The following is an 18,643-nucleotide window of genomic DNA, read 5'->3' as shown; positions in this document are numbered from 1 at the left end:
GTGCGCAGCTATCACGCCGACAGCGGTGCGGGGATCGACGGGCTGTCGGTCCGGGAGCACGACGACCCCGTGCCGGGTCCGGGCCAGGTCCTGGTCGCCGTGCGGGCGGTCTCGCTGGGCTACCGCGAACTGCTGGTGCTGCGCGGCGAGTACGTGCTGCCGGTGAAGCCGGACGTGGTCCCGGTCTCGGACGGCGCGGGGGAGGTCGTCGCGGTCGGCGTGGGGGTGACCGCGATCAAGATCGGAGACCGCGTCACGGCCACGTTGTTCCCGACCTGGCAGGACGGGCCGTTCGGCGTCGAGCACCTGGCCCAGCGCGGCGGTTCGCTGGACGGGATGCTCACCGAGCTCGCGGTGGTCGACGAGCACGCGCTGGTGCCCGTCCCGGACCACCTCTCCTACGAGGAGGCCGCCACGCTCCCGTGCGCCGCCGTTACCGCGTGGAACGCCCTGACCGGTGCCGGCCTGCGAAGGGGGCAGACGGTCGTCGTGCAGGGTTCGGGCGGGGTGTCGCTGTTCGCGTTGCAGCTCGCCAAGGCCCTCGGCGCGCGGGTGATCGCCACCACGAGCAGCCCCGCGAAGGCGGCACGCCTGGTGGTGCTGGGCGTAGACGAGGTGGTCGACTACCGGGCCACACCCGACTGGGCGGGTGCGGTCGTGGAGCTGACCGGCGGTTCGGGCGCGGACGTCGTCGTCGACGTCGCCGGTGCGCTGGAGCAGTCGTTGCGGGCGGTGCGGGTGGCGGGGCACGTGGCCTGCGTGGGCTTCCTCGCCGGGGCCGCCGCGCCGCTCGACCCGCGGGCGCTGTTCGCCTCGGGCGCCACCCTGCGCGCCGTCGCCGTCGGCAGCCGCGCGCAGTTCCTCGCGATGAACCGCGTCGTCGGGGCGAACCGGCTCCGCCCGGTGCTGGACCGGGTGTTCGCCTTCGACGACGCGGTCGCGGCCTTCCGCCACTACGCCTCCGGGGAGGCGTTCGGCAAGGTCGTCATCGCGATCCGACCGGGGTCAGCTGCCCCAGGTGTCCGACAGCGCCGCCGGTGACGTGGCGGTGCGGTTCGCACCGGTCTCCCACGTCACCGCGCCGCCGGAGTCCTTGCGGATGTACTTGTACTGGAACGACGTCCCGGCGGGCAGGGACACCGAGCCCTTCCAGGTCGGGTAGGCGGCCGAGGACAGGGCGACGGCGGCGGCCGGGTTCCAGGAGCCCAGCGACGGGTGATCGCCGACCACGAAGATGTTCTGCCCCAACGACGTGGTCGCGTTCACCGCGAACGAGGTCGTCCCGGCCGGCGGGTTGCCGCCACCGCCCGGGGCGCCCACGTGCAGCGCCAACGCCTCACCGGCGCCCAGCGTCGCGGTGAACTGGCCGTTCGACCCCACCGAGTACGAGACGCAGCCTTCCTGCTGCACGTTGCAGTACGGCCCGGCGGGCAGGGAGGTCTGGAACGTCCGCGTGATCGGCGACGACTCGCGGTTGATCGCGACGAAGCCCTTGCTTCCCCGGCCGAACGCGATGGCGTCACCGCCGTTGTCCCACCAGTTCACCACCGACGTGCCGGCCACGGTGTTGCGGAACTGGACCATCGACGCGATCTGCGTCCACCGGTGCTGGCACTTCCACCCGGACGTGTAGCACTCGGACCCGGACGGCGGCCCGGCGTCGTGGTTCGAGAACTCGTAGCCCGAGTACACGTTCGGCGCGCCGTAGGGCCAGGCCAGCATGAACACGTTCGCCAGCGTGTAGGTGGACCCGTCCTTGTACGTCAGGGTCGACCCGTTGCGCTCGGTGTCCCAGTTGTCCACGAACGACCGCGCCTGACCGCTCGGCAGGTAGCCCCACGACTGCCCGAACGTGCTCAGGTACGCCAGGTTCTCGTTGGCGAAGATCCGCTTGATGTCGTAGGCGTACCGGAACTCGTCCACGTCACCGGACCCGGTGTACTCGCCGGGCTGCACGGCCTCGCCGGCGCCGTAGATCACCTCGTGCACCCAGAACACGTTCGGGTTGCTCAGCCGCGACTTGATCGCCGACAGGTCGGCCGCCGCCATGTGCTTGGCCGCGTCGATCCGGAACCCGTCCACGCCGAGCGAGATCAGGTGGTTGAGGTAGGACGCGATCCGCCCGCGCACGTAGTCGCTGCCGGTGTTCAGGTCCGACAGCCCGACGAGCTCGCAGTTCTGCACGTTGTCGCGGTTGCGGTAGTCGCTGATGTGCGACCGGCACGAGTGGAAGTCCGGGTCGCTGTAGATGCCGGGGTAGTTGTACTTCGTGTACGACGAGCCGCCGGTCCCGGTGCCGGACCCGGCGCTCATGTGGTTGATCACCGCGTCCGCGATGACCTTCACGCCCGCCGCGTGGCAGGTGTTCACCATGTTCCGGAACGCGGCCTCGTCACCGAGGCGTCCGGCGATGCGGTAGCTGACCGGCTGGTACGAGGTCCACCACTGGGACCCCTGGATGTGCTCGGTGGCCGGCGAGACCTCCACGAACCCGTAGCCCCGCGGTCCGAGGACGTTCGTGCACTCACTGGCGACCCGCGCGAACGGCCACTGGAACAGGGTCGCGGTCACGTCCTTCGCGGAGGGCGGCGTTGCAAAACTTTGCGGAACCGCCAAAAGGCTGAACAGCAGTACGGCTATCGCGCACGAAGCGCGTCGACTAGCGGAAACCACGTTGTCTCCTTGCTGGCAGGGATGTGCTCTAGGTCATACCAGCTGCCAGACTTGCTGAAAACACTTGCAAAGTATTTCATTGCCCTCCGGCGGAACCGATCCGGAAGGACACCCCATGACGCAGGACTGGTGGCGCGAGGCCGTCATCTACCAGGTCTACGTGCGCAGCTTCGCCGACTCGGACGGCGACGGCGTCGGTGACCTGCCCGGCATCCGCTCCCGGCTGCCCTACCTGGCCGACCTCGGCGTGGACGCCGTCTGGATCACGCCGTTCTACTCCTCGCCCATGGCGGACGGCGGCTACGACGTGGCGGACTACCGCACCGTCGACCCCCTCTTCGGTTCCAACGACGACGCCGAGGCGCTGGTCCGGGACGCGCACGAGCTGGGCATCCGGGTGATCGTGGACCTGGTCCCGAACCACACCAGCGACCGGCACGCGTGGTTCCGGCAGGCGCTCGCCGCCGCCCCGGGCTCCCCGGAACGGGCCCGCTACCACTTCCGCGACGGCCGCGGCGACCAGCCGCCGAACGACTGGGAGTCCGTCTTCGGCGGGCCCGCGTGGACGCGGGTGGCCGACGGCCAGTGGTACCTGCACCTGTTCGCGCCCGAGCAGCCCGACCTGAACTGGGACCAGCCGGAGGTGCGCGACGAGTTCCTGGACGTGCTGCGCTTCTGGCTCGACCTCGGCGTGGACGGCTTCCGCATCGACGTCGCGCACGGCATGGTGAAGGCCGACGGCCTGCCCGACGTCGGCACCCCCGGCCACCTCAAGCTGCTGGGCACCGAGGCGCTGCCGTTCTTCGACCAGGACGGCGTGCACGAGATCTACCGCGACTGGCGCAAGGTGCTCGACTCCTACCCGGGCAACCGGATCGGCGTGGCCGAGGCGTGGACGCCCAGCCCCGAGCGCACCGCCCGCTACCTGCGCGCCGACGAGCTGCACCAGGCGTTCAACTTCCACTACCTGACCGCCGAGTGGAACGCCGCCGACCTCAAGCAGGTCATCGACGACTCGCTGGCCGCGATGCGCCCGGTGGCCGCGCCGACGACGTGGGTGCTGTCCAACCACGACGTGCAGCGGCACGTGACGCGGTACGGGAGCGTGGCGCGGGCGCGCGCCGCCGCGCTGCTGATGCTCGCGCTGCCCGGCAGCGCCTACGTCTACCAGGGCGAGGAGCTGGGCCTGCCCGAGGTGCTCGACCTGCCCGAGGACGTGCTCCAGGACCCGGTGTGGGAGCGGTCCGGCCACACCGACCGGGGCCGCGACGGCTGCCGCGTGCCGATCCCGTGGACGGCCGACGGCCCGTCGTTCGGCTTCGGCGACGGCGGTTCCTGGCTGCCGCAGCCCGCCGACTGGGGCCGGCTCAGCGTGGCGAGCCAGCTCGGTGACCCCAACTCGGTGCTGGAGCTGTACCGCGGCGCGCTGCGCGTGCGGCGGGAGCACCCGGACCTCGGCGCGGGGTCCGAGGTGGAGTGGCTGGACGTGCCGGAGGGCGTGCTGGCGTTCCGCCGCGGGGCGTTCACCTGCGTGGTGAACTTCGGCCCGGACGTGGCCCGGCTGCCCTCCGACGGGGACGTGGTGCTCGCCTCGGGTGGTTTCGCGACCGAAGACGCGGACGTCCTCGTGCCGCCGGACACGACCGTGTGGCTCTCGCGCCCGTAGAGTCACCCGGTGTGACAGCGCGGCTCAGTGACATCGCGACCCAGGCAGGCGTGAGCGAGGCGACGGTCAGCCGAGTGGTCAACGGCAAGCCAGGCGTTTCGGCCGCGACCCGCCAGGCGGTGGTCGCCGCGATGGACGTGCTCGGCTACGAGCGCCCGCCCAGGCTCCGCCAGCGCAGCGCCGGGTTGATCGGGTTGATCACCCCCGAGTTGAACAACCCGATCTTCCCGGCGTTCGCGCAGGTCATCGAGCAGGTGCTGACGCGCGACGGCTACACGCCGGTGCTGTGCACGCAGACACCCGGCGGTTCGACCGAGGACCAGCTGACCGAGATGCTGGTCGACCGGGGCGTCACCGGCATCGTCTTCGTGTCCGGGCTGCACGCCGACACGACCGCCGACAAGGACCGGTACGTCAAGCTGGCCGGGCGCGGCGTGCCGTTCGTGATGATCAACGGCTACACCGACCAGGTGTCCGCGCCGTTCGTCTCGGTGGACAACCGCGCCGCCGTCCGGTTGGCGGTCACCCACCTGGTCGAACTCGGGCACGAGCAGATCGGCCTGGCCGTGGGGCCGCCGCGGTTCGTGCCGGCGCAGCGCATGGTGGAGGGCTTCACGCTCGTCCGCCCGCGGGCCTCCGAGCTGGTCGAGCACTCCCTGTTCACGGTCGAGGGCGGCCAGGCGGCGGCCAACGCCCTGCTGGACCGCGGCTGCACGGCGATCGTGTGCGGCAGCGACCTGATGGCGTTCGGCGCGATCCGCGCGGCCCGCCGGCGCGGCTTGAACGTGCCGCGCGACGTCTCCGTCGTGGGGTTCGACGACTCGCCGCTGATCGTGTTCGCCGACCCGCCGCTGACCACGATCCGCCAACCGGTCGAGGCGATGGGGCAGGCCGCCGTGCACGCGTTGCTGGAGGAGATCGGCGGCACGTCGGTGAGCTCCTTCTCGGGCACGCACGCGGAGTTCGTGTTCCAGCCGGAACTGGTGGTGCGCGGCTCGACGGGCGCCCGCCCCAGATGACCGTGCCCGCGCAGCGGATGCGGGCCCAACGTCTCTCGCACCCGGCCGCCGACGTGGCGGACCTGTTCGCCTCCGTGTTCGCCCTGCAAGCGCAGGACGTTCCGGCGGCACGGCTCGCGGCGCGCGCCCGGGGCGTGAGGTCCCTCGACGGTCCTCTGGTGCGCACGTGGGCAATGCGCGGCACCCTTCACCTGCTCCACGAGGACGACCTGTGGGTCGTGGACCTGCTCGGTCCGACGTTCATCGCCGCCGGACGCCGTCGCCGCGACCAGCTCGGCCTCACCGATGAGCTGTGCGAGCGCGCGCTGCCCGCGCTCCGCGAAGTTCTCACCGAGCCGGTGGACCGCGCCGAACTCGTGCGCCGCCTCGCCGAGGTCGGCATCGCGCTCGACCCGAGGTCCCAGGCGCCCGCCCACCTGCTGGCGTTCGCCGCGCACTCGGGCGTGCTGTGCCGGGGCCTGGACGACACCTACCGGCTGCTGCGGATCGAGTGCGCACCGCGTGACGTGGCCGAGCTGTGGCGGCGCTACCGGCGTGCCTACGGCCCGGCCACGCCGGACGACTTCGCCGCGTGGAGCGGCCTGCCCAAGCGGCGGATCAAGGACCTGCCCGAGGTGGTCGACGAACCGGCCGAGCCGACCGGCGCGGTCCGGGTGCTCGGCCACTTCGACCCCTACCTGCTCGGCTACCGGGACCGCTCCGCGGTGCTGGACCCCGAGCGCGCGCCGCTCGTGCAGACCGGCGGCGGTGTCCTCACCCCGTACGTGGTGGTCGACGGGCGGGTGGTGGCGGTGTGGCGGCGCACCGGCGGGCACTTCGTCGTGCGGCCGTTCGGCGCGCGTCCCGACATCGCGGACGAGGTCGCCGACCTGGGCCGATTCCTCGACGTGGACGCCCGCTTAACCTGGGCGTAGCACGTGGATAAGGTCACTGCCACGCATCGACACCGGGAGGCGCGTTCAACTTGGGTGTGTTCGTCACGGGCGTGCGCCCGCGCTGGTCGGACATGGACGCGTTCGGCCACGTCAACCACGCCAGCACGGTGACCCTGCTGGAAGAGGCGCGCATCGACCTGCTGTTCACCGAGGCCGCCCGCCACGGGGTGCCGGAGATGTCGCACGGCGTGGTCGTGGCCCGGCTGGTGGTGGACTACCTCGCGCCGCTGGTGTTCACCGGTGACGAGATCGTGGTGGAGCTGTCGGTGCGGGAATTGAAGTCCGCGTCGTTCACGTTGGACTACGCGGTCCGCGGCAGCCGCCAGGAGGGCAGCGCCGTCGTCGCGACGGCCGAGACCCTCATGGTGCCGTACAACCTGACGGCCGGACGCCCGCGCCGTCTCCTCGAAGCCGAGCGCGACTTCCTCGCGGGCTGGCGTGCCGGAGGTAATGGTGCCTGAGCTGGTCCTCGCCGATCCCGCCGAGCGGGACGACCTCGGCGCGTTCGTCGCCCGTGCCGTCCGCCTGGACGCCCAGGTGGTCGTGCGGCTGCGCAACCGCGCGTCCGGCGACCTGGTGGACGCGTGGGTCGCGACCCCGTTCGACACGCTGGCCACCCGCACGGTCGCCGGTCGCCTCACGCCCGGCGACGTGACGGTGTCCGGCACGGACCTGCTCACCGGCCTGGCCGTGGTGCGCAGCGAGACCGTCGACCCCGGCCCGGCGCGGGACATGATGTGGCGCTCGGCGCTGCCGCCGTCGGCGGGCTGGCTGCCGGTGGACCGGCTGCCCGGCAGCGTCGTGTCGGACCTGGCCGAGAAGGGCGTGGAGGTGGCCCGGGAGAACGCGGGCCCGCGCGGCACCCCGCCCGCCTCGCTGCTGGACCAGACCGTGATCACGGTGAGCGGTTCGGGCCTGGACGTGAAGGTGCCGATGCGCTGCCTGTTCGCCCTGTCCGGCATGGGTTTCCTGGGCGGCGACGACGTCCGCATCACCGCCACCGACGCGTGGCTGCGCATCGACGCCCGCTTCGGCGCGGTGGTCCGCCGCCGCCACTCCATGCTGCCGCTGCTGGTCTGACCCCCTGCCGACCTGACAGATCACTCTTCCGAGTGCTCTTTGTGGTCACCGCCGGCTACTGTGAGTCGTTCAGCGGTGTCACAGGGGGCATGGGTGGAGTTCAAGGTTCTGGGGCCGGTCGAGGCCCGGGTGGAAGGCGGTCCGGTAGCCGTCGGCGGGCCGAAGCCCAAGACGCTGCTGGCGCTGCTGGCGATCCACGCGGGCCGGGTGGTCTCGCTCGACCAGCTGGTCGACGCGGTGTGGGGCGAGCAGCCGCCGGACCAGGCGCGGTCGGCGATCTACACGTACGTCTCGTCCCTGCGCCGGGGGCTGGGCGACGTGCTGTCGCGCTCCGGCGGCGGGTACCTGCTGGCCGCCGACCTCGACGAGGTGGACCTGCACGTGTTCACCGCCGAGGTCACCGAGGGGCGCAAGGCGCTGGCCGAGGGCGACCTCGAAGGGGCGGCGATCCGGTTCGCGACCGCCCTGGGCGTGTGGCGCGGCACCCCGCTGGGTGGCGCGCAGGGCGCCTGGGCCGAGGGTGAGCGCTCCCGGCTGGAGGAGCTGCGCCTCGCCGCGCTGGAGGACCGGTTCGACGCCGACCTCGCGATCGGGCGCGGTGAGTCGCTGGTGGTCGAGCTGAGCGCCGCGGTGGCCGCGAACCCGGTGCGGGAACGGCTGCGCGGCCAGCTCATGCTGGCCCTGCACCACGCCGGGCGGCAGGCGGACGCGTTGGCCAGCTACCAGGAGGGCAGGCGGATCCTGCTCGACGAGCTGGGCCTGGAGCCGGGACCGGCGCTGCGCGCGACCCACGAGCGCATCCTGCGCGGTGACGCCGACGTGCGGTCGGCGGACGGGCGGTCGGCCGACGCGGCGTCGCAGGCCGCGCCGAGGCCGAGCCAGCTGCCGTTCGACATCGGCGACTTCACCGGTCGCGTCGCCGAGCAGGAACGCCTGGTGGCGCGGTTGACGACGGACACCGGCGCGGTGCGGGTGTGCGCGATCTCCGGACCGCCGGGCGCGGGCAAGTCGACGCTGGCCGCGCACGTCGCCCACGAGGTGCGCGACCGCTTTCCGGACGGCCAGCTCTACGCGAACCTGCGCGGCGTGCAGGCCGTGCCCGCCGATCCGGGCGAGGTGCTGGCGGGCTTCCTGCGCGCCCTCGGCGTGGCGGAGCCTGCCATCCCCGCCGAGCTGGAGGAGCGCGCCCAGCTCTACCGCACCCTGGTGGCCGACCGCCGGGTGCTGATCGTGCTGGACGACGCCAGCGACGAACGCCAGATCCGGCCGCTCATGCCCGGTGGCGCGACGTGCGCGGTGCTGGTGAGCAGCCGCGAACGCCTGGGCGCGCTCAGCGGCGCGGTCCAGCTGCACCTGCGCGTGCTGCGCGACGACGAGGCGTTGGAGCTGCTGGACCGCGTGGTGGGCGACGACCGGGTGCCGGCCGAGCCCGACGCCGCCGGGGAGATCGTCCGGCTGTGCGGGCACCTGCCGCTGGCGCTGCGCATCGCGGGGGCCCGGCTCGCCGCGCGCCCGCAGTGGAAGCTGTCGCGGTTGGCCGAACGGCTGGGCGTGCAGCGGCGCGTGCTCCAGGAGCTGACCCTGGGCGACCTGGAGGTGCGCGACAGCCTCGCGCTGAGCTACGACGGCCTGGGGGACCGGGAGCGCACCGCGTTGCGCCGTCTCGGGCTGCTCGACGTGTCGACCTTCGGCGGTTGGTTGCTCGCACCGCTGCTCGACTGCGACCCCTACGAGGCCGAGGAGGTCGTGGAACGGCTGGTCGACTCGCAGCTGCTCGACATCGCGGCCACCGACGACGGCGTGGCGCTGCGCTACCGCGTCCACGACCTTACCCGGGCGTTCGCCCGCGAGCGCGGTGAGGCCGAGGAACCGCCGGAGGAGGCGAAGGCGGCCTGCGCGCGAGCCGCCGAGGCGTGGCTGTCCTTGGTGGAGCTGGCGGGCAGCCGGATGCCGCACGCGAACTTCGGCGGCACGCCGGCCGCCCTCGACGCCCGCTACTTCGACCCGGCCGTGGCCGACGACGTGGTGGCCGACCCGGAGGGGTGGTTCGACGCCGAGCAGGCGGCGCTGGTCGGCGTCGTGGAACGGGTGTCCGAGCTGGACCTGACCGACGTGGCCACGCGCCTGGCCGCGACGCTGTGCTCGTCCCGGTTCGCGGTGCGCAACCTGTTCGGCCAGTGGTGGCGCACGCACTCGTCGGCCCTGGCGGCGGCACGCCGCACCGGTGACCGGGCGGGCGAGGCGCGGCTGCTGTCCGGCCTGGGCTGGCTGTGCTACGAGCAGGACCGCTTCGACGAGGCCGCGTCGTACTACGGGCAGGCGCTCGACGCCTTCCGCGACGGCGGCGACGAGCTGGGCGAGGCGTCGACGCGGCTGTCGCTCAGCACCGCGCTGCGCGAGCGCGGCGAGCTGGACCGGGCGGAAGAGCTGCTGGAGCTGGCGCTGCCCGTGCTGCGGGACCGCGGCGACGGGCGCCTGGCCGCCCAGGCCCTGCACGCCCTGGGCCGCGTGCTGACCGAGAAGGGCGAGCTGGACCGGGCGCTGGAGAACTGCGTGCGGACGCTGGACTGCTACCGGGAGACGGGCGACCGGCACAGCGAGGCCATCGCCCTGCGCTCGGTGGGCATCGTGCACCGGGCCGCGGGCCGCTGGGACGAGGCCGCCGAGCACTGCGCCGAGGCGGTGCGCGTGCTGCGAGGGCTGGGCGACCGACTGATGTCCGCGTACGCCGTGCAGGCGCTGGCCAAGGTGCGCATCCGCCAGGGCCGCGGCGACGCGGTGCGCAGCGACCTGCTGGAGTGCCTGACCACGTGCGGCGAGATGCAGGACGGCTTCGGGCAGGCGCTCGTCCTGCGCACCCTGGGTGAGCTGGAGCTCGCCGCCGGCCGCCCGGACATGGCCCGCCGGTACCTGGAGCACGCGCTGCACCGGTGGACGTCCCTGGCGCTGCCGGTGTGGCGGGCCAGGACGCTGCGGGACCTCTCCGCCGCGCTCCTCGCCCTGGACGAGCAGGCTGCGGCGGACGAGACCTGGACCGAGGCGTTGAGCATCTTCACCGCGCACGGCAGCCGTGAGGCGGGCGAACCGCGCCCCTCGGCCGCCACCGCGTCCCGGACGTCCTGGGTGGAGTCGACGAAGGTCTCCTGACCAGCGGTAACGAAGGGCTGGGGGTCGTGGGCCCCCAGCCCTTCCGCATGTCCGCGGCGACCTCAAAACGACCTCAAAACGCGCTTTCAGCTTTCTCGGAGCCCTCGGCGACAGGGTTGTGCCAACACACCGGGCACCACCTCCGAAGGAGCCGAGATGAAGACCGTCACCAGCCGGAACGCCACCCGCGTCGCCGCTGCCTCCGTCGTCGCCGGCCTGCTGACCGCGGGTCTGACCACGGCCGGGCTCACCACCGCCGCCCAGGCCGCCGAGCTGCCGCCCGGGTCCAGCCGCGTCGGCGTGCTGTCCACCTCCGGTGACGTGCACATCAAGGAGGGCACGCTGCACTCGTCCTGGCTCGAGAACGTGTCGACCGGGATCGAGAAGTTCGAAGTGGCGGGCGACCGCATCGGCGTGCTGGATACCGGCGGCAAGTTGTGGGTGAAGGAGGGGAACCTCTGGGCCGGCTGGGCGCACCAGGCGGACGGCGTCAAGGACTTCCGCCTCGCCGGCGACCGCATCGGCGTCGTCCGCACCGACGGCACGGCGGCGGTGAAGGAGGGCGGCCTCCAAGCCGGCTGGTCCGAACAGGCCAACGGCGTGCGGGAGGTGGAGATCACCCCCAACCGCGTCGGCATCGTCGGCACCGACGGCTCGGTGAACGTCAAGGAAGGCGGGCTGAACGCCGGGTGGGTGCCGCAGATCGGCGGCGTCGCGGACCTGGAGCTGTCCGGCGACCGCATCGGCATCGTCCGCACCGACGGCACGGCGGCCGTGAAGGAGTCCAACCTCTGGTCCGGCTGGGTCGAGCAGACCAACGGCGTCATCGACCTGGAGCTGTCCGGCAGCCACATCGGCGTCGTGCTGGCCGGCGGGCTGGCCACCGTCAAGGAGGGCAACCTCTACGCGCCGTGGGTGAACCAGCTCGGCGACGCCAAGAGCATCGAGATCTCCGGCGACCGGATCGGCGTGCTGCGGACGAACGGGTCCGCGGTCGTCAAGGACGGCGGCGTCTACGGCGCCTGGGTCGAGCAGACCAGCGGCGTGAAGCAGCTGAGCCTGGCCACGGCGACGCCCGGTTCCGCGGCGGGCCACGTGACGATCAACGACATCACCGCCATCTACGGCTCCGCGTACGCCACGGACACCGTCGCGGCGGGTCTGCCCGGCCTCAACGAGGTGATGGCGCAGAAGGGCATCACCACCCCGACCCGCAAGGCCGCGTTCCTGGCGACCCTGAAGCACGAGAGCGGCTTCCGCTACAACGCCGGTGAGGCGGGCAGCACCGCGATCTACCGCGGTCGTGGCTTCATCCAGCTCACCGGCCAGTTCAACTACCAGTCCGCCGGCGCGAGCCTCGGCCACGACTTCGCGGGCAACCCGTCCGACGCCGCCTCTCTCGCCTGGAGCGCCAAGATCGCCGGCTGGTACTGGACCGTCGCCCGCAACATCAACGCGGCCGCGGACGCCTACGACATGGGCGCGGTCGGCCGCGCGATCGGCTACTCCTACGCGCTCGACCCGACCGAGTCGAACAACCGCTGCGCCTCCTACAAGCGCGCCCTCGCCCACTTCAACGGCGGCAGCCTGCCGGTCCCCGAGTCCGCCATCAACTGCGCCCGTTGACCCCGCCCGATCCCGTTGACGCTTCGAACCACCTGATCGAGAGGAACACCACCATGTCCATCAAGACGACCGTGCGCCGCACCGTCACGACCGCCCTCGCCGCCGCCGTGCTCGCCCCCGTCCTGACCCTGCTCTCCGCGGGCTCCGCCGTCGCCGACGCCCGCACGGACATCCGCGACCTGGCCAGGGCGAACCTGGGCAAGCAGACGTGCAGCACCAACAGCCTCGGCGGCGTGGGCTACATGGACTCCTGCCGCATGGCCCACGCCTGGTGCGCGGACTTCGCCCGCTGGGTCTGGGGCAGAGCGGGCCTCTACACCGACCGCCTGACCCCGGCCGCGGGCAGCTTCTACCTCTACGGCGTCAACAACGGCACCCTGCACACCGATGCGGGCTACGTGCCGCAGGTCGGCGACGCGGTGGTGCTGAACTACCAGGGCAACGGCTACGCCGACCACGTGTCCATCGTCGACTCGGTCGCCGCCACCTCGATGACCACGATCAACGGCAACTCCGGCGGCAGCGGGCCCACCACCTCGTCGGTGCAGTACGCCACCGGCGGCCACCGGGTCGGCCAGTACATCGGGGGTCAGCGGATCTCCGCGTTCGTCAGCCCGGCGGGCGCCGGCACCACCCCGGTCCTGGCCAAGCGCGTGGGCATCCTCGGCGGTGGCGGCGTGGTCACCGGCAAGCAGGGCGAGCTCAACGCCGGGTGGACCCCCGTGCACGGCGGCGGCATCGTGCAGGCGAAGTTCCACGGCGACATGGTGGGCGTCGTCGACGCGGGCGGCACCCTGCACGTCAAGCAGGGCGACATGTACCAGGAGTGGTTCCCGCAGATCGGCAACGTGAAGGACTTCGTGCTGGAGTCCCGCACCGGCCGCATCGGCGTGCTGCGCACCGACGGCACGGTCACGGTGAAGGAAGGCGGCCTCCAGGGCGGCTGGGTCGAGCAGGCCAACGGCGCCGCGGAGCTGGCGCTGTCGGGTGACTGGATCGGCTTCGTGTCCACCACCGGCACGGTCTCGGTCAAGCAGGGCAACCTGTACGCGCCGTGGACCACGCAGCTCGGCAACGCCAAGCACCTGGAGCTGGACGCGAACGCCGGCCGGATCGGCGTGCTGCGCACCGACGGCTCGGTCGTGGTCAAGGAAGGCGGCCTGTACGGCACGACCTGGGTCGAGCAGACCAACGGCGTGACCGACTTCGAGCTGTCGGGCGACTGGATCGGCGTGGTCTTCGCCAACGGCCTCGCGTCGGTCAAGGCGGGCAGCCTCCAGTCCGGCTGGGCCAACCAGATGTCGGGCGTCAAGAACCTCGAGATCGACGCCGCGGCGGGCCGGCTCGGCTTCCAGCGGACCGACGACACCCTCGTCGCCAAGGACGGTGGCCTGTACGGCACCACCTGGCACGAGCTGGCCAACGGCGTGACCTCGTTCGACGTGACCAGCTTCTGATCAATCCCCGTCGGGCCCTCGACCACACCGGTCGGGGGCCCGACCCGTTCCAGGGAGCCGCCGTGCCCGTGCCGATCACGAGGGCCGAAGTCCTCGAACGCGCCGCCAGCTGGGTGCGCGTGCCCTACAGCCAGACCGCGTTCCACACCAACCGCTACGGCACCTACCGCACCGACTGCTCGGGGTTCGTGTCGATGGCATTCGGGTTGCCGGACGTGCCGCACGGCGGGCTCAACACGGTGGACCTCGTCGTGGTGAGCACGCCGATCGGCGAGGACGACCTCCAGCCCGCCGACGTGCTGATCGACCCGACCGGGGACCGGACGACCCGGCACGTGGTGCTGTTCGAGGCGTGGGCGAACGCCCGGCACACCCACTACCTGGGGCGCGAGCAGTGCAGCGGGCTCGGCACGGTGCGCCGCACGCTCGTCTACCCCTACGACACCGGGCCGCGCGGCTACCGACCCTACCGGCTCGACCACGTCGTCGAGCCGGACCGCTGACCCCTCCGAACCGGTCAGACCAGCCAGACCGCGGTGTCCGGCGGGAGTTGGTTGCCCGCCATCGGGCCGCTGGCCAGCAGGACCTCGCCCGGTGGCAGGGGCACGGGTGCGCCGGAGGTGTTCAGGGCGCAGATCAGGCCGCCGCCCTTGCGCCGGAACGCGAAGCAGCCGGGCGGTGCGCCGTACCACTCCAGCTCGTCGCCGTTGAACGCGCCGTGCGACTTCCGCAGCTCCAGGGCGTGCCGGTAGAACGACAGCATCGAGTCGGGGTCTTCCAGCTGCGACTCGGCGGTCAGGCCGGCCCACTCGTTCGGCTGCGGCAGCCAGGTGGTCACGCCCTCGGAGAAGCCGAACGGGGGCGTGTCGCCCTCCCACGGCAGCGGGACGCGGCAGCCGTCACGACCGCGCAGGGTGTGGCCGGAGCGCAGCCAGATCGGGTCCTGCAACGCCCACTCGGGCAGCTCCACGTCCGGCAGGCCGAGCTCTTCGCCGTTGTAGAGGTAGACCACGCCGGGCAGCGCCAGCTCGACCAGCGTCATCGCCCGTGCCCGCTGCGCGCCGATCGCGCCGCCGCCGTACCGCGTCACGTGCCGCGGCACGTCGTGGTTGGACAGCGTCCAGGTCGGCGGCGCGCCCACGCCGCGCACCGCGCTCAGCCCGTGCTCGATGGCCGAGCGGACGCCGTCCGCGTCGAACGGCGCTTCGAGGAACCGGAAGCTGAACCCGAGGTGCAGCTCGTCGGGCCGCAGGTACCGGGCGTACCGCTCGTCGTCCTTCACCCAGATCTCGCCGACGGCCATCCGGCCCGGGTACTCGTCGATGACCTTGCGGATCATCCGGTGGATCTCGTGCACGCCGTCGTTGTCGAACCGGGGGTCCAGCGCGTTGTCGTGCAGCACGCCCGCGCCCAGTTCGACCCGCGGATCGAGGTTCGGCAACCCGTAGGGCTTGGCCATGCCGTGCGCGACGTCGATGCGGAACCCGTCCACCCCGCGGTCGAGCCAGAACCGCAGCGTGCGCGCGAGGTCGGCGGCGACCTCGGCGTTGTCCCAGTTCAGGTCCGGTTGCTCGGGCGCGAACAGGTGCAGGTACCACTGCCCGTCGGGCACCCGGGTCCACGCCGGGCCGCCGAACTGGCTCGGCCAGTTGTTCGGTGGCACGGACCCGTCGAACCCGCCGCCGTCGCGGAACACGAACCGGTCCCGCTCGACCGAGCCGGGCCCGGCCCGCAGCGCGGCCTGGAACCAGGCGTGCCGGTCGCTGGTGTGGTTCGGCACGAGGTCGATGGTGACCCGGAGGTTGTGCGCGTGCGCCTCGGTGACCAGCCGGTCGAACGCGGCCAGGTCGCCGAACAGCGGGTCGACGTCACGCGGGTCGGCCACGTCGTAGCCGTGGTCGGCCATGGGCGAGGTGAAGAACGGCGTGAGCCAGAGGGCGTCCACGCCGAGCAGTTCGAGGTAGCCGAGCCGGGAGCGGATACCGTCGAGGTCGCCCACGCCGTCACCGTTCGCGTCGGCGAACGATCGGACGTAGACCTGGTAGAAGACGGCGTCACGCCACCAGGCGGACTCGTCGGCGATCTCTGGTTGTAGATCGGAGGATCGTCGCACGAGGAGTCATCCTGCCATTCGCGACCGACACCACGACCCCGTTCGGGTGATCAAGAATCACACCCAGGCGTTCATCATGCTGTTTGCGGCCATTTCGAGGTAAGCCCACAGTTGCTTGCGGTGTTCGGGCGACAGCTCAACGGAGTCGACGCCCACCTTGATGCAGCGCAACCACGCGTCCCGCTCCACGGGACCGATCACGAACGGGGCGTGACGCATCCGCAACCGGGGATGACCGCGGTTGTCGGAGTACGTGTGCGGCCCGCCCCAGTACTGCATGAGGAACAGCCGGAAGCGCTCCTCGGCGGGGCCGAGGTCTTCCTCGGGGTACATCGGACGCAGGACGGGATCGTTGGCCACTTCCTCGTAGAAGCGCGCGACGATCTTGTGGAACGTCTCGTACCCGCCCACTGCTTCGTAGAAGTTCTCCGGAGGAGTGGTCACCCCTCCATCCTGCCTCAGCCACCGGTGGGCAGCCCACGCCGGGCGGGGGTTGGCGAACGTCTGGCGCATCACCGCGACCGGTGGTGGACGCGTCACGCCGCCCCGCATCCTGGCCCCGGCATCTCCTGCCGCGAGGGAGGACACGACATGGGCGGCTCGAACGAGGCGCTGCTGAGCTGGTTCCGGCGGGGTGGGTGGACGCAGCTCGAACTCGCGCGCGCCGTCGGGCGGCTCGGTCGGGCGCGGGGGTTCAACGTCGCGCCGGACAGCTCCCGGGTGCGGCGGTGGCTGGAGGGCGAGCAGCCGCGGCACCCGGTGCCGGAGCTGCTGGCGGCGTTGTTCGCCGAGCGGCTGGGCACGCCGTGCACGCCGGCGGACCTGGGGTTGACCGCGCCGGCCCGCGACGACGTGTCGTGGGACCACCGCGCGCTGGTGGCGACGTTGCAGGACTTCACGAGGAGCGATCTGATGATCAAGCGCAGGGACGTGCTCGGCGCGACCGCCGCCCTGGCCACCGGGGCGGTGCTGGAGGGACGCCTTGCCGGGTGGTTGGACCCCGGCGACGCGGCACCGGCCCCGGCGCTGGGTCCGGGCCGGATCGGCACCGCGGAGATCGCCGAGATCGAGGCCGCGACCAGGACGTTCTGGGCCTGGGACGCCCAGCGCGGCGGCGGCCTGTACCGCGAGGCGGTGGTGGGGCAGCTCAAGGCGATGACGGACCTGCTCGACCACTCCTACCCGGAACCGATCGGGCGCCGGTTGTTCCGCTCGACCGCGGACCTCGCCCGGTTGGCCGGGTGGATGTCGCACGACGTGGGCCTCCAGGCGACCGCGCAGCGGTACTTCACCCTGGCGCTGCACTGCGCCAAGCGGGCCGGTGACACCGGGCTGGGGGTCGAGGTCCTGTCCCGGATGGCGCGCCAGATGGTGCACGTGGGCAAGCCGCGGGAGGCGCTGTCCCTGGTCGCGCTGGCCCGCCGGGGCTCGGGGCGCGGGCTCGTGCCGATGGCGTCGGCGATGCTCTCCACCTGCGAGGCGTGGGCCCACGCCACCCTGGGCGACGTCGAGGCGGTGGACCGGGCGCTGGGAGCCGCGCAGGAGCGGTTCGCGCGGGCCGACCCCGGCGGGACGCCCGGCTGGCTGTCGTACTTCGACCGGGCGGGCCTGGAGGGCATGGCGGCCCTGTCGTACCGGACGGCGGCCGAGCACCGGCCCGGCACGGAGGGCCGGGCCGAACCGCACCTGGCCGAGGCGCTGCGCCTGCGCCGCGAGACCTACCGGCGGTCGAACCTGTTCGACGTCATCTCGCTGGTCGGCGTCCGCGTGCTCCAGGGCGAGCACGCGGAGGCGAACCGCCTGGCGACCACGGTGCTGGCCCCGGCCGGCCGGATCAGCTCCACCCGGACGTTCGACCGGATCGAGGTCATCCGCGGCCGTGCCGCCGCCGACGCCGCCCGCGCGAAGGACGCGCGGCTGCTGGCCGACACGCTCGCCGCGCTCGTCGCGGCGTGACGGGGGGTGGCCGGTCCGGGCAGCCCGCCCGGACCGGCCACGTGGCTCAGGTCGACTTGATCGAGATGCCCGACTCGTCCAGCGCGGGCATCAGCTTGGCCCGCAACGCCCGCTGGACGGCCCACTGGCGGCCCGGCCGGACCTTCACCGTCACCCGCATCGTGATGCCCTCGGGCGTGACCTTCTCCACGCCGAGCACCTGCGGCTTGTCGATCACGTCCTTGGCCAGCGGTTCCTCGCCCGTGGCGGCGGTCACGGCCTCGGTCAGCACCTCGGTCGCCGAGGCCAGGTTGGCGCCGTAGGCCAGCGGCAGGTCGACCACCGCGACCGCGAAGCCCTGCGACGAGTTGCCGACCCGCAGGATCTCGCCGTTGCGGACGTACCAGACCGTGCCGTTGGTGTCGCGGATCGTGGTGATCCGCAGCGCCACCGACTCGACCGTGCCGGTCGCCGGGCCGAGGTCGACCACGTCGCCGACGCCGTACTGGTCCTCCAGCATCATGAACATGCCGGACAGGAAGTCCTTGACCAGGTTCTGCGCGCCGAAGCCGATCGCGACGCCGAGGATGCCCGCCGAGGTCAGGATGGGCGCGGGGTTCATGCCCAGCTCGGTGAGCACCTGGATGAACGCCACGCCGAACACGATGATCGTGACGAACGACTTGAGCACCGAGCCGATGGTCTTGGCCCGCTGCTCGCGCCGCTCGGAGACCAACGCGCCCAGCGCCTGGGGAGCGCGCTCGCGCAGCGGCTTGAGCAGCTTCGGCTTGCGCCCGCCGTTGCCCCGGGTCATCCGGTCGATCAACCGGCGGAGCAGGAACCGGACCACCACGGCGATGATCAGCGTCAACGCGATCCGCACCGCGCCCTCGGCGATCTTCGGACCGTTGGTCACCCACCACTCGACGGCGAGGGTCGACTCCACGTCGAACATCGGCGGCGTCGGCGTCGGGATCGGCTGCACGTCCTGC

At 72.4% G+C, this 18,643-nt stretch carries 15 protein-coding genes; 11 read left to right on the top strand and 4 right to left on the bottom strand.

The annotated features are described in order from the left end of the window. Complete coding sequence (locus ACIQMJ_RS25545) at nt 1-1,041, top strand: zinc-dependent alcohol dehydrogenase family protein (protein WP_499763499.1); 1,041 nt, start codon at nt 1-3, stop codon at nt 1,039-1,041. Here ACIQMJ_RS25545 and ACIQMJ_RS25540 read toward each other — a convergent pair. After that, a complete protein-coding gene (locus ACIQMJ_RS25540; RefSeq protein ID WP_499763498.1) occupies nt 1,006-2,571 on the bottom strand; it encodes a carbohydrate-binding module family 20 domain-containing protein in 1,566 nt (521 codons plus the stop codon). The genes ACIQMJ_RS25545 and ACIQMJ_RS25540 overlap by 36 nt on opposite strands. Nucleotides 2,572-2,788: 217 nt before the next feature. Between ACIQMJ_RS25540 and ACIQMJ_RS25535 the strand changes: the two genes are divergently transcribed. The 9 genes from ACIQMJ_RS25535 to ACIQMJ_RS25495 all read left to right on the top strand — a co-directional run bounded on the left by ACIQMJ_RS25535 (nt 2,789) and on the right by ACIQMJ_RS25495 (nt 14,106). After that, complete coding sequence (locus tag ACIQMJ_RS25535) at nt 2,789-4,339, top strand: glycoside hydrolase family 13 protein (RefSeq protein WP_499763497.1); 1,551 nt, start codon at nt 2,789-2,791, stop codon at nt 4,337-4,339. 11 nt (nt 4,340-4,350) lie between these two features. Then, entirely contained in the window at nt 4,351-5,358 is a 1,008-nt protein-coding gene (locus ACIQMJ_RS25530) for a LacI family DNA-binding transcriptional regulator (protein ID WP_499763496.1), read from the top strand. Further along, a complete protein-coding gene (locus tag ACIQMJ_RS25525) occupies nt 5,355-6,272 on the top strand; it encodes a DNA glycosylase AlkZ-like family protein (protein WP_499763495.1) in 918 nt (305 codons plus the stop codon). Before ACIQMJ_RS25530 ends, ACIQMJ_RS25525 begins: the two co-directional genes overlap by 4 nt. A 50-nt stretch (nt 6,273-6,322) precedes the next feature. Beyond that, nucleotides 6,323-6,754 (top strand): acyl-CoA thioesterase, encoded by a 432-nt coding sequence (locus tag ACIQMJ_RS25520; protein ID WP_499763494.1) that lies wholly within the window; start codon nt 6,323-6,325, stop codon nt 6,752-6,754. Further along, nucleotides 6,747-7,373, top strand: coding sequence for a DUF8010 domain-containing protein (locus ACIQMJ_RS25515; RefSeq protein ID WP_499763493.1), 627 nt, complete (start codon nt 6,747-6,749; stop codon nt 7,371-7,373). Before ACIQMJ_RS25520 ends, ACIQMJ_RS25515 begins: the two co-directional genes overlap by 8 nt. 93 nt (nt 7,374-7,466) lie before the next feature. Then, nucleotides 7,467-10,520, top strand: a complete 3,054-nt coding sequence (locus tag ACIQMJ_RS25510) for an AfsR/SARP family transcriptional regulator (RefSeq protein ID WP_499763492.1) — start codon at nt 7,467-7,469, stop codon at nt 10,518-10,520. Nucleotides 10,521-10,676: 156 nt separating this feature from the next. Further along, the gene (locus ACIQMJ_RS25505) at nt 10,677-12,146 is read left to right on the top strand and encodes a glycoside hydrolase family 19 protein (protein ID WP_499763491.1); all 1,470 of its coding nucleotides are present in this window, start codon (nt 10,677-10,679) and stop codon (nt 12,144-12,146) included. Nucleotides 12,147-12,199: 53 nt separating this feature from the next. Continuing rightward, complete coding sequence (locus ACIQMJ_RS25500; RefSeq protein WP_499763490.1) at nt 12,200-13,603, top strand: CHAP domain-containing protein; 1,404 nt, start codon at nt 12,200-12,202, stop codon at nt 13,601-13,603. A gap of 62 nt (nt 13,604-13,665) precedes the next feature. Continuing rightward, on the top strand, nt 13,666-14,106 hold the full coding sequence (locus tag ACIQMJ_RS25495) for an NlpC/P60 family protein (protein WP_499763489.1): 441 nt from the start codon (nt 13,666-13,668) through the stop codon (nt 14,104-14,106). 14 nt (nt 14,107-14,120) lie between these two features. On the opposite strand, the gene ACIQMJ_RS25490 is transcribed toward ACIQMJ_RS25495, so the two are convergent. Beyond that, on the bottom strand, nt 14,121-15,716 hold the full coding sequence (locus ACIQMJ_RS25490) for a glycoside hydrolase family 13 protein (RefSeq protein ID WP_499763488.1): 1,596 nt from the start codon (nt 15,714-15,716) through the stop codon (nt 14,121-14,123). A gap of 57 nt (nt 15,717-15,773) precedes the next feature. Beyond that, nucleotides 15,774-16,160, bottom strand: coding sequence for a globin (locus ACIQMJ_RS25485; protein ID WP_499763487.1), 387 nt, complete (start codon nt 16,158-16,160; stop codon nt 15,774-15,776). 147 nt (nt 16,161-16,307) lie between these two features. Between ACIQMJ_RS25485 and ACIQMJ_RS25480 the strand changes: the two genes are divergently transcribed. Then, nucleotides 16,308-17,672, top strand: coding sequence for an NsdA family TPR-like regulatory protein (locus ACIQMJ_RS25480; protein ID WP_499763486.1), 1,365 nt, complete (start codon nt 16,308-16,310; stop codon nt 17,670-17,672). A gap of 46 nt (nt 17,673-17,718) precedes the next feature. On the opposite strand, the gene ACIQMJ_RS25475 is transcribed toward ACIQMJ_RS25480, so the two are convergent. Next, a complete protein-coding gene (locus tag ACIQMJ_RS25475; protein ID WP_499763618.1) occupies nt 17,719-18,606 on the bottom strand; it encodes a mechanosensitive ion channel family protein in 888 nt (295 codons plus the stop codon). Nucleotides 18,607-18,643 lie beyond the last annotated feature (37 nt).

Source organism: Actinosynnema sp. NPDC091369 (assembly GCF_044757065.1).
Classification (GTDB): Bacteria; Actinomycetota; Actinomycetes; order Mycobacteriales; family Pseudonocardiaceae; genus Actinosynnema.
This window is presented reverse-complemented; position numbering and strand designations above follow the sequence as displayed.